This window comes from Haloplanus sp., assembly GCF_028275055.1.
In the GTDB taxonomy this organism is placed as follows: Archaea; Halobacteriota; Halobacteria; order Halobacteriales; family Haloferacaceae; genus Haloplanus.
Genome location: NZ_JAQCNJ010000084.1, coordinates 1 through 10110, shown reverse-complemented (window position 1 = coordinate 10110; position 10110 = coordinate 1). Strand labels below are relative to the sequence as shown.

Sequence of the window (10110 nt, the reverse complement as noted above, 5' to 3'; positions counted from 1 at the left end):
GTTCTCGATGGCGAAACACTCCGGGGCTTTGATATCCTCGATGTGAATCCCGCCGAAGGAGGGCTCTGTCAACGACACGGCCTCAACGATGGCGTCGGGGTCGTCGGTGTCGAGTTCGAAATCGAAAACGTCGATATCGGCGAATCGCTTGAGTAGGACACCTTTCCCCTCGATGACCGGCTTCGACGCCTGCGCGCCGATGTCGCCAAGTCCGAGGACGGCGGAGCCGTTCGACACCATCCCAACGAGGTTGCCCTTTGCGGTGTAGGTGTAGGCGTCGGTCGGGTCGTCGGCGATTTCGCGACACGGAGCGGCCACACCGGGGGAGTAAGCCAGGCTCAGATCCCGTTGTGTGCCGGTTGATTTCGTCGTCTCGATGGCGACCTTGCCGGGGGGGTCGCGGCTGTGATAGTCGAGTGCGTCCTCGTCGAGTCCCATGGCCGGGATTCAACGGGACTCCGGATAAAGCTGTACAGTCGGCGTCGGAATCACCCGCCGGGCTGGACGCCCAACCACGTCTGGGTGAGTCCGGCGGCCCAGTTCGGGCGGCGTTCCCAGGCGGTCGGCGAGGGTGACGCGATGACAACCGTCGCCCCCGCCTGAACGCGGTAGGCATAGATCGTCATTCCGCCACGGTCGTAGAACACCAACTCCCACTCCCGGCCGGCGAGGGTCGTTGTCCCGTCGACTCCCGGCCCCGCCGCAACGGCCGCAGCCGCCGCGTCGGGAGTCGGGAAGCGCTCGATGTACAGCGGCGTTGCGTCGAAGCCACCACCGATCGGTGCGACGAAACAGTAGACGCCCAGAGAGCGGTTCGCAGACCGGACCGGTCCGAAGATGTCCGTGACCGACGGTTCGTAGTCGTCCATCCGTTCACGCCACGGTTTGCCATCCTCAAGCAACGCCACGCTCCCGTCGGCGTAGGCGTACAGGCTGTCCGTCTCGGGTTCGGTTGTGTGGTTCCGAACCGGGTGGGGAGACGAATGGTCGTGTGCGTGGGTGAACACCCGGTGACCGCTGGAAAACTCGTGGGTATGACGGTCGACGCCGTCGTCGGCGGTTGACTCCGTGCGGTCGGGATGTGCCCACGTCACGAACCCGTCGTCGGCGGCTGCGAGAGCGACGACCGACGCCGTCGATCCGTCCGGGATCAACATGTCATAGAGCGTGTCGTACACCGGCCGGCGGGAGAACTCGCTCCGGATGTACTCGTTGGAGGCGACACGACCGTAGAACAGGCGCGCTTGGCCGAGCACCGAGTCCTGTGCGTCGACATCGCCGCGTCGGACCGCGCGGCGGAAGTCACGGGCGTAAACGTTGTCGCCGGTTCGGAGCGCCGGATCGACGGCGAAGTGATCGCCGAGGTTCTCGGTCACGTAGTCGGCGACGGCGGTCGTCGCGGCCTCGAGTTCGTCGGCGGCGTCGGTCGTCAGCTCCTCCGATGGGGAGATGTCATCGACGACCCCGAGAACGCCGTTGGCGACCCGGCGAAACTCCTGGATCGTCGGCTCGTACTCCGTTCGGTACCACTCGAATTCGTCGAGAAGGGCGGCCGTCGACGCCGCGAGGTCGGGGTTGGCGACCGACGGCGTCGTCGTCGTCGCCGTCGTCGGTTCGGGGGTCGCGGTCGGCGTGGCGTCGGATCCCCCGCCCCCGCCACCACCACCACCACCATCAGCAGGGGAGTCGTCCGCCCCGTCGCCGGAGCCGCCGAAACACCCACTGAGGAGGTTCGACTGAGCGATTGCGAGCGCCGCGAGGACCCCTCGTCGCGTGACGGGCATTCGGTCGTCTAACCGGGAGGCGGTCAGTTAGCTCTGTCGGCCGCCGGGAGCCGGCACCGCTATCCGATACTATCTTGAATGATGATGGTGTACGGTCACGCATGAACCTGCCATCAACCACGACGCCGGAGGGATTGTTCAACTATATGATGGTGATCATCCTGCTCGCCGCGGTCCTCGGCATAGCCATCCTGTACCTCTGAACGCTCGGGAAACGTTCATTATGGTGTGACCGAAATGTGGCGGTGATCCATGACGACCCAAGACGTTCTCGATCACCACCTCGACGCGTTCACCGACCAGGACCTCGACGAGACGCTCGTGGACTACTCCGACGACTCCGTTATCATCACCAACATGGGCGTGTTCCGTGGACTCGACGAGATCGAGGGGCTGTTCTCCGACCTGTACGAGGAGTTCTCACAGACCGGTTCCGAGGTAGACCTCGAACAGAAAACGGTCGAGGATGAGTACGCGTACATCGTGTGGAACGGAGACACACCGGACAACGACTACGAGTTCTGTACCGACACGTTCGTCATTCGGGACGAGACGATCCACCGACAGACCTTCGCCGGAAAGGTTGCCCCGAAGGAGTGACCCGCGCTCACGTCCACCGGACGACCGCGTGACCGTCGCCGTGGACGGCTACGGATATCCCGTCGGCCCCCGGACGAGACGGCGGCAGACAACACGCACTGCGATCCGCCCACCCCATGTACGGATCGGCGTGCAATCTCCACCGTTGGGGCAAACTCGCCGGTGGATTGCACGGTCGGAGGGGTCGGAGGCGGTCGGAACCACGTGTGTAGTCGGGATGGGTCCCTTTTCATCGGGGGTCGATCACGTCTCCAACACCTCGACGAGGTTGTCCTCGGGGTCGCGGACAAAGAGGATCCGCGTCCCGCTCTCGGTCGTTCGGGGGGCGCTCACCGTCTCGACACAGGCGTCAAGGTCGGCGTAAAACGCATCGACGTCGTCGACGGCGAAGGCAACGTGTGTCGCGCCGGGTCGGTTGATCGCGCCGCCGGTCGCGTCCGGTCCCTCAGGGTCGTACTCAACGAGTTCGATCCGGATCCCGTCGCCGTCGAGGTGGGCGAACCGACCGGTCGCACCGTCGACGTCGACGGCGTCGGCAAACGCCCGGCCCGAGACGGTGAACCGATCTAGTTCGTCGAGGTCGAAAACATCCCGATAGAACTCGACCGCTCGGTCGAGGTCGGTCACCGTCACGCCGACGTGGTGAGTCGCGAGTCGAATCATGTCCGTTCGAGACGTGCCCGCCGACAAAGCGGCTTCGATCCGCCTCTCACGGTTCCGGTGTGCGGTCGTCGTGGGCGACGCCGTCCTGAGGGTGTGGGCGAAGTCACACGCACGCCGGACGGTCGTCTGACGGAGCTATTTGTACGCCTCCCGCGTGGGTGCTATCCCATGGACGAGGGAGACGGACTGGCGGACATGGAGACGGTTACTGTGGAACTACACACGGAGACGGTGGCGGAGATTGAGAACATCGCCTTCGAGTGCCACCGGGACAATCGGGAGGCTGCGATCCGCGACCTACTCGACGAGTGGCTGAAATCCCGAGAGGAGTAGCGGCGGTTAGTCCTCGTCCTCCTCGTCGGTCTGGAGCACCTCGATCACCGACAGTGGTACGTCCCGGAGCGCGCCGCCGACCTCGCTTTTTGCGATGCGGGTGGCGTGGTTCTCGCCATCGGCGTTGAACACCTCTATTTCGAGAAGGAGGCCGACGAGCGCGGTGTCGGCCGCGATGAACGCCGAGTCGAACGGTTCACCACAGGCCGGGCAGGGCGTGACCCCCACCTCCACCTCGACGTACTCCTTGTCCTGGTCGTTGAGACGCTTTCCCGCCTCGCTGACCGCGACACCGATTGCGTCGTCGACGTTGTCCACGTCACGAACCAGCCAGGCCGCCTCCATGGCGACGAGATAATTGCTCATATGTGGTTGAGACGATCGAAGGTTTCGTGTCTTGCGGTTCGACGATGAGGACGGGCAGTTGGTGCGCCGATCCGAAACGAGGGGTCGACGCTCGCTCGGGGGCGTACCGACGACCCGGCGTGTGAGCCGATACCCGTGGCGCCTGGGCGGCACACGCCCCACACACCGGACCGCAACGGCGGGGCCACCGCCGGATCGTGGTGTAGGGGACCGCCTGACGCCTCGGAACCGATCCGCGACCACTGAGCGCGCCGATACCGGGCCGAAAACGTGGTAGCTACCGAAGCCCGTCCCGAAGGTCGTCGGAAGCGAGTTGAATGGTGTACCCTGCGACGGCTTGGGCGGCCTTCCAGTCGTCGGCCGTCGCGCGAGCGTCGAGCGCCGCCAACCCGTCGTCAAGGCAGTCGGCCGTCTCCTCGCGAAGGTCCCGGAAGAGCCTCACACGCTCCGGGTCGGCGGCGAAAAAATCGATCAGTCGGTCGTGCGTCCGGAGGGAAACGAGCGTGCGCCCGACCATCCCCCCCGCGATGCGGTGGATCGGATCATCCCGTCCGCGAAGGTACGCGTGCATCGGGCCGGCTTGCTCGGGTGGACCGAACTCGCTGTCGCCGTCGAGTGCCGCCCGGACCCGGCGATGGTGATCGTTCTCCTGAGCGGCGACGGATTCGTATGTGCGAGCGAGCGTCGCGTCGACCGCGTCGTCGGCCCACGCTCTGAAGGTTTCACGGGCGGCGTGTTCGCTGTTGCCCGCCGCGGACAACAGCGTGTCCGGATTCGGATCACCCTCCGAGAGCGAGACGAGCAGGTCCGGCGAGCCGAGAAGCGCTAGGTCCGACGCGTTGTCGGCGACGACCGTCTCGCGGAGTTCGTCGGCGTCCATACTGCCCAGTTGCACCCGAGCGAGGTTGAACCCGACGGCTCGGACGGGCAGTGCAGGTCGGCCCCGATTCATCGCCGAACCCCATCGGCGGACGACCGCTACACAGTCACGCCACTCCGTATCAGTCGTCCGCGGCGGCCGCGTCGCCGGCCGCGGCGTTCTCGATACTCGGCGGATACTTCCCGCGGTCGAGAACGAGGTCACTCTCGGGTCGAGCCATGCAGGTGAGAGCGTACGACTCGGCCTCGTCGTCAGTCAACGCGCGCGCCGCCGGTTGCGTCACCGACCCCTCGACGATCTCGGCGGAGCAGGCCAGACACATTCCGACCCGACAGGAGTACTCCTGTGCGATGCCGGCGTCGAGACACGCCTGCAGAATGGTCCGTTTGTCCGACACTTGAATCGTTTCTCCGGTGCCCGCAAACTCGACGGTGTGCTCGGTCATGGGACGGACTACGCCGGACCCAGGCAAAACTCTTTACCACCGCACCGGGGTGGGGTCGTGGCTGTGTCTGACACAAAATATATACGGGTTCCACGTCCTTGTGTGAGACGAGACCCAGGCGCTCGGGGGCTGTGGGTAGGGGTACGTTCGGTTCCCGGCCGTCTGTGGGTCATCTTTATCCGAGCCGGTTTGTGGGTGTAGAGGCTCGTGTGCCGATGCGCAACCGACAGACCGGCGGGCGTTACTCGCCCCAGTCTTCCTCGAGTTCCGGGGCGGAATCCAGTTCTACGGGATCGAGGCCGACCACCTCGAGTTCGGCACCGCAGGTGCCACAGTCGACGATCTCTCCCACTTCCAACTTTTCGTGCAGGGTTGCGTCCGCCCCGCATTCGACGCACTCGGGCATGATTCGGCCGTGAGTTGGTCGTGGGGGGACTTGAAGGATGCCTTTCGGATCCGGACCGTCGTCGTGGCGGGCCGCCGACCCCCGTTCAGTTCTCGCCGGCGAGCGGTTCGCCCTGCCGGTCGATCCGCGTCGCCGGCAGGCCAGCACGGTCGGCGTGTTCGCGAACCGCGTCCTCGTTTTCGGCCTGGTAATGACAGAACGTTCCCGTCACCTCGCCGTCGTCGTTCGTCAGGACCTCCGAATCGACCCAGCGGATGTCGACGCCCTCCGAGCGGAGGGCATCGAGCGTTTCGCCTGACTTCTCGGCGGCGGCGTCCAGATCGTCACGGCTGATCGGCTCGCCGAGCTCGCGCAGGATCAGGTAGTCGTTCATACGATCGAGAGGGGTCGTCGAATCATAATAAAGGTATGCCCGCATTCCGACGGTCACGCACGCTCGTACCGTGTGAGTCCCCACGCGGCCCCGGCGGCGCCGACGACGAACGCCCCGAGGGCCACGAGAAGCGACGGGGGCGCAAGCATCGGGCCACCCAAAAACGGCCCGCGGACGACGAGTACACCCGATGTCAGCGCCACCGCGGTTCCGAGGATACCGACGGCCGCGGCAACGAGTTTGACCGGGGCGATCACGCGCCCCTCACAGGGGTCGGGCGGTGGTGTCGGTCTCGTCGCCTCATCGCCGGATCTCGAACCCCGACGCGCCGTCCGGCGATTCGTACACCACCTCGACGTCACGGACATCGGCCGCGGGGCTGCCGGTGTGACACCACTCTATCATCGACTCGACGCTTGTCCGTTCGCCCTCGAAGACGGCTTCGACACGACCGTCATTGAGGTTCCGAACCCAGCCGTCGACGGACCGGGCACGCGCCGCATCGCGGGTGTTCGCCCGGTAATAGACACCTTGGACACGACCCGAGACGTGGACGTGAGCACGAACTCGCTCGGTCATATCGCATCGTTTGGGGCCCATTGATAAAAACCCGGAGACCCCACCTGAGATGGCCTGTGAAAACGCCGTGAACCGTTGCCCGTCGGCCCGCCGACCGGGGTCATAGCCACGGGGCGCGGGACTCCTCCTCGACCGGGAACGGCGAGGCGCGGCCCTCGTCGTCGGGGTCGGGGTCGGGGTCGGCGTCGGCATCGACATCGGTATCAGGAGCCGCCGTCCCGTCGGCGTGCGCGTCGGCCACCGCGCTGTCGGGATCGAACGAGAACACCGCGGTCACGCAGAGAACGCCGAGAGCGACGGGCGCGTCGGTTGGCACGAGGCCGAGAACGGAGAGCGCGAGCATCCCGAGTGCGACGGCGCTCCCGAACCGAAACCGGTCGAGGTCGACCGACTCCTGCAACACCGGACCGAGCGCCGCGACGAGCATAGCGAAGGCGACACCGGTCGCGGCGGCGGCGACCCCCCGGAGCACGAGACTCGGGTCGGTAACGAACGTGATCGACGCGCCGGCAGGTTGTAGGCTCGCGATCAGGCCCAACCCGATGATAACGACCGGGCGGGGGAAGTACTCGCCGACACGGGCACTCGCCGTTTTGGCGGCGACCGTCAGAATGACGAGTCCGGCAAAGCGCTCGAAGACGGCCATGTCGAGAACGCTTTGGACGGTGGGGGCGAGCGCCGCCTCGATGGCCGCCGCCGGGAGCAGGACCACCGAGATGAGTGCGATGGTACGGATCCGCTCGCGGGGGGACCCGTCCATCTCCGCGAGAACGACGGCGACGGTGGCCGAGCCGCCGAAGATGAGCAACCCCGTTTCGAGGATACCGAACGGGAACGTGAGCGCACCTGCCAGGATCAACGCCGGGAAGATGCCGTCGATCAGCGGAAGCGCCATGACGGTGGCGAGAAGCTTCGTCGCACCACCGACGCGTTGCTCTATACGGAGCGCGATCGGATGCTGTGAGACGCTCATACCACGCTAGCGGCCGTAACCAACGGCCGACCGGTGGTGTAACGCTCTCGACCCGCCGGCAGCGCGGTCGGTGGCGTTGTTGGTCCCGAAGCGGTTTGTCATCGCCAGCGCTGTAAAGGAGATGCCGGAGTCCTCAACGGAACTCGTCCGAGCGGCACTGCGCGTGGCGGTGAAACGCTTCGAGGCCATATCTAAGTTATGAGCCGCTAAAGAATTAAACGTTGCGTGGGAGGGCGGCGCACAGCCGTGTGTGGCCGAATCGCCGAGCGCCGGGGAGTGGAACCGTGGGGCGTCAGCCCCGGCGACGCGCCCGACGCGGCGTGTGAAACCCACGGCGCGGTTCTCACTCGGGGCGACGGTCACGGCCGTAACGTTTTCCGAGTCGCCGAACCGGCGGTTGCCCGTGCCCGTCGTCGGAACGCTCGTATTCGCTCGTGTCGTCTCGAAACTGTCCTACCGGGCGGCCGACATGACGGCGAGGCGGACGGTCGGGGGGTCGAACGTGCCCTCGTAGGTGCTCTCGTCGGGCGGGGACTCCCGGTAGTCGGCGACCGTTGGGGTCGTGCCGTCGCTCTCAATGCGAGGTGTCCAACGCCGACGGTCTCCCGGTCGTCGGGAGCGCCGTTGTCGGAGACAGCGGGATCGCCGGGAAACCGCGATCGAAAGTGGCGGCGGCCGAACGAGCGTCTCGGAACGTTTTTGAGAACGGCCGGACGACAGATTACATGGCAAACGACGTTCCCGAGTCCAGACCCTTCTCGGAGAAACTGCGGGTGCCGGAGGCGCTTACGTTCGACGACGTTCTTTTGCGGCCGATGGAGAGTCACATCGAACCCGACGAGGCCGATGTCTCGACCAGCGTGTCGACGAACGTCGACCTCAATATCCCGGTGCTCTCGGCGGCGATGGACACCGTGACGGAGAGTGAACTGGCCATCGCGATGGCCCGCAACGGCGGGATCGGCGTGCTCCACCGGAACATGGACATCGACGAGATGGTCGTCGAGATCGAACGCGTCAAGCGGGCCGACGAACTGGTCATCCGGCGGGACGATGTGGTGACGGCCCAACCGGACCAAACCGTCCGGGAGGTCGACGAGATGATGGAACGCGAGGGCGTCAGCGGCGCTCCGGTCGTCGATGGCAACGACGTGGTGTTGGGGATCATCTCCGCGACCGACATCCGGCCGTATCTCGAGGTGGGGGAGTCCGACGAGGTTCACATGGCGATGACCGACGAGGTTATCACCGCCGGCAAGGACGTGACCGCCCGGGCCGCCCTCGAACTCATGTACGATCATAAGATCGAACGGGTCCCGATCGTCGACGACGACAACCGCCTCGTTGGACTCGTGACGATGCAGGGCATTCTCCAGCGGCGCGAACACGAGAACGCCGTCCGTGACGGGTCCGGATCACTCCGGATCGGCGTCGCGGTCGGGCCGTTCGAGAACGACCGCGCCCACGCCGCCGCCGACGCCGGGGCGGATATCCTCTTTATCGACTGCGCCCACGCACACAACCGAGACGTGATCGATAGCGCCCGTGAGATCAGCGAGTCGGTCGAGGCGGACGTGGTCGTCGGCAATATCGGCACGCGGGAGGCGGCCGAGGCTGTCGTCGGCTTCGCCGACGGTGTCAAGGTCGGGATCGGTCCGGGATCGATCTGTACGACCCGGGTCGTTACGGGCGCGGGGATGCCCCAGATCACCGCCGTCTCCGAGGTGGCCGACGTTGCCAACCGGCACGACGTGCCGGTCATCGCCGACGGCGGCATCCGCTACTCCGGCGACGCAATCAAGGCCATCGCCGCCGGGGCCGACGCCGTGATGCTCGGGTCGTACTTCGCGGGGACAAAGGAAGCCCCGGGACGGGTCATCACGATGAACGGCAAGAAGTACAAGCAGTACCGCGGGATGGGATCGGTCGGGGCGATGCGCTCCGGGGGTGGCGACCGCTACCTCAAGGAGGAAGACGACGACGAGGGGTTCGTCCCGGAGGGCGTCGAGGCGGCCACCCCCTACAAAGGGACGTTGGCGTCCGAACTCCACCAACTCGTCGGCGGAATGAAGTCGGGAATGGGGTACGTCGGCGCGCCGACCATCCCCGAATTCAAACAGCGCTCGCGGTTCGTCCGAGCGTCGTCGGCCGGACAGACGGAGGGTCACCCTCACGACGTGATGATCACCGACGAGGCACCCAACTACAGCCCACAGGAGTAGCGGAGCGACGACGGTAGCGGCCGGTTCCGCAAGGGATATTTTGATATGGACCGGCAATCCAATATATGCTGTGAGTGGTCGGAACCCCCCGCATGGAAACGTATGAGCGATGAGACACCAACCGTCCTAGTCGTTGAGGACGAACGTGACTTAGCAGAACTCTACGCCACTTGGCTCGCCGAGTCGTATCACGTCCGGACGGCAGGCAACGGACATGAAGCGCTCGATGAACTCGACGACGATGTGGGCGTCGTGCTGTTGGACCGCCGGATGCGTGACCTATCCGGGGAAGAGGTTCTCGAGGCCATCCGTGACCGGGGTATCGACTGCCGGGTGGCGATGGTGACGGCGGTCGAACCCGGAACCGAGATCGTCGATATGAAGTTCGACGACTACCTCGTCAAGCCGGTTTCTAAGGAGGACCTCGAACGGACGGTGTCGAACCTCTCAGTCCGCAACCAGTACAGTAAAGGGATCCGACAGTTG

The 10110-nt window shown here is 65.5% G+C and carries 16 protein-coding genes and 1 pseudogene; 5 read left to right on the top strand and 12 right to left on the bottom strand.

Annotated features, from left to right (window positions below; all coding sequences use genetic code 11):
• Together Q0925_RS10710 and Q0925_RS10705 are read right to left on the bottom strand one after the other, a co-directional pair.
• Window positions 1-438: pseudogene (locus tag Q0925_RS10710) on the bottom strand (NADP-dependent malic enzyme); the annotation flags it as partial.
• A gap of 50 nt (window positions 439-488) precedes the next feature.
• Window positions 489-1784, bottom strand: coding sequence for a hypothetical protein (locus tag Q0925_RS10705; RefSeq protein ID WP_299335288.1), 1296 nt, complete (start codon window positions 1782-1784; stop codon window positions 489-491).
• 252 nt (window positions 1785-2036) lie between these two features.
• Here Q0925_RS10705 and Q0925_RS10700 point away from each other — a divergent pair, with 252 nt between their 5' ends.
• Window positions 2037-2384 carry a nuclear transport factor 2 family protein gene (locus Q0925_RS10700; protein ID WP_299335286.1) on the top strand — a complete coding sequence of 116 codons (348 nt, stop codon included), beginning with the start codon at window positions 2037-2039 and terminating at the stop codon, window positions 2382-2384.
• Window positions 2385-2627: 243 nt separating this feature from the next.
• Here Q0925_RS10700 and Q0925_RS10695 read toward each other — a convergent pair whose 3' ends face one another.
• Window positions 2628-3047 carry a VOC family protein gene (locus Q0925_RS10695; RefSeq protein ID WP_299335284.1) on the bottom strand — a complete coding sequence of 140 codons (420 nt, stop codon included), beginning with the start codon at window positions 3045-3047 and terminating at the stop codon, window positions 2628-2630.
• On the opposite strand from Q0925_RS10695, the gene Q0925_RS10690 reads away from it, so the two are divergent.
• Both Q0925_RS10690 and Q0925_RS10685 read left to right on the top strand, forming a co-directional pair.
• Window positions 3046-3177: a hypothetical protein gene (locus Q0925_RS10690; protein ID WP_299335282.1), complete on the top strand. Its 132-nt coding sequence runs from the start codon at window positions 3046-3048 to the stop codon at window positions 3175-3177. The genes Q0925_RS10695 and Q0925_RS10690 overlap by 2 nt on opposite strands.
• 38 nt (window positions 3178-3215) lie before the next feature.
• Window positions 3216-3380 carry a hypothetical protein gene (locus Q0925_RS10685; protein ID WP_299335280.1) on the top strand — a complete coding sequence of 55 codons (165 nt, stop codon included), beginning with the start codon at window positions 3216-3218 and terminating at the stop codon, window positions 3378-3380.
• Between the two features lie 6 nt (window positions 3381-3386).
• Here the strand turns inward: Q0925_RS10685 and Q0925_RS10680 are convergent, their stop codons facing one another.
• The 9 genes from Q0925_RS10680 to Q0925_RS10640 all read right to left on the bottom strand — a co-directional run bounded on the left by Q0925_RS10680 (window position 3387) and on the right by Q0925_RS10640 (window position 7591).
• Window positions 3387-3746 (bottom strand): DUF555 domain-containing protein, encoded by a 360-nt coding sequence (locus Q0925_RS10680; protein WP_299335277.1) that lies wholly within the window; start codon window positions 3744-3746, stop codon window positions 3387-3389.
• 277 nt (window positions 3747-4023) lie between these two features.
• Complete coding sequence (locus Q0925_RS10675; RefSeq protein WP_414652111.1) at window positions 4024-4698, bottom strand: rubrerythrin family protein; 675 nt, start codon at window positions 4696-4698, stop codon at window positions 4024-4026.
• A 49-nt stretch (window positions 4699-4747) separates the two neighbouring features.
• Window positions 4748-5071, bottom strand: coding sequence for a 2Fe-2S iron-sulfur cluster-binding protein (locus Q0925_RS10670; protein WP_299335274.1), 324 nt, complete (start codon window positions 5069-5071; stop codon window positions 4748-4750).
• A 241-nt stretch (window positions 5072-5312) separates the two neighbouring features.
• Window positions 5313-5477, bottom strand: a complete 165-nt coding sequence (gene lysW, locus Q0925_RS10665) for a lysine biosynthesis protein LysW (protein WP_299335272.1) — start codon at window positions 5475-5477, stop codon at window positions 5313-5315.
• An 85-nt stretch (window positions 5478-5562) separates the two neighbouring features.
• Complete coding sequence (locus Q0925_RS10660) at window positions 5563-5850, bottom strand: DUF4242 domain-containing protein (RefSeq protein WP_299335270.1); 288 nt, start codon at window positions 5848-5850, stop codon at window positions 5563-5565.
• A gap of 53 nt (window positions 5851-5903) precedes the next feature.
• The gene (locus tag Q0925_RS10655; RefSeq protein WP_299335247.1) at window positions 5904-6107 is read right to left on the bottom strand and encodes a hypothetical protein; all 204 of its coding nucleotides are present in this window, start codon (window positions 6105-6107) and stop codon (window positions 5904-5906) included.
• A gap of 43 nt (window positions 6108-6150) precedes the next feature.
• A complete protein-coding gene (locus tag Q0925_RS10650) occupies window positions 6151-6429 on the bottom strand; it encodes an acylphosphatase (protein WP_299335245.1) in 279 nt (92 codons plus the stop codon).
• Window positions 6430-6529: 100 nt separating this feature from the next.
• Window positions 6530-7402 carry a DUF5794 domain-containing protein gene (locus Q0925_RS10645; RefSeq protein ID WP_299335242.1) on the bottom strand — a complete coding sequence of 291 codons (873 nt, stop codon included), beginning with the start codon at window positions 7400-7402 and terminating at the stop codon, window positions 6530-6532.
• A gap of 6 nt (window positions 7403-7408) precedes the next feature.
• Entirely contained in the window at window positions 7409-7591 is a 183-nt protein-coding gene (locus Q0925_RS10640) for a hypothetical protein (RefSeq protein WP_299335239.1), read from the bottom strand.
• A 536-nt stretch (window positions 7592-8127) separates the two neighbouring features.
• Between Q0925_RS10640 and guaB the strand changes: the two genes are divergently transcribed.
• Both guaB and Q0925_RS10630 read left to right on the top strand, forming a co-directional pair.
• Window positions 8128-9624, top strand: a complete 1497-nt coding sequence (guaB, locus tag Q0925_RS10635; RefSeq protein ID WP_299335236.1) for an IMP dehydrogenase — start codon at window positions 8128-8130, stop codon at window positions 9622-9624.
• Window positions 9625-9726: 102 nt separating this feature from the next.
• Window positions 9727-10110: response regulator transcription factor (locus Q0925_RS10630; RefSeq protein ID WP_299335233.1), on the top strand; the 384-nt coding region annotated here is incomplete at its 3' end.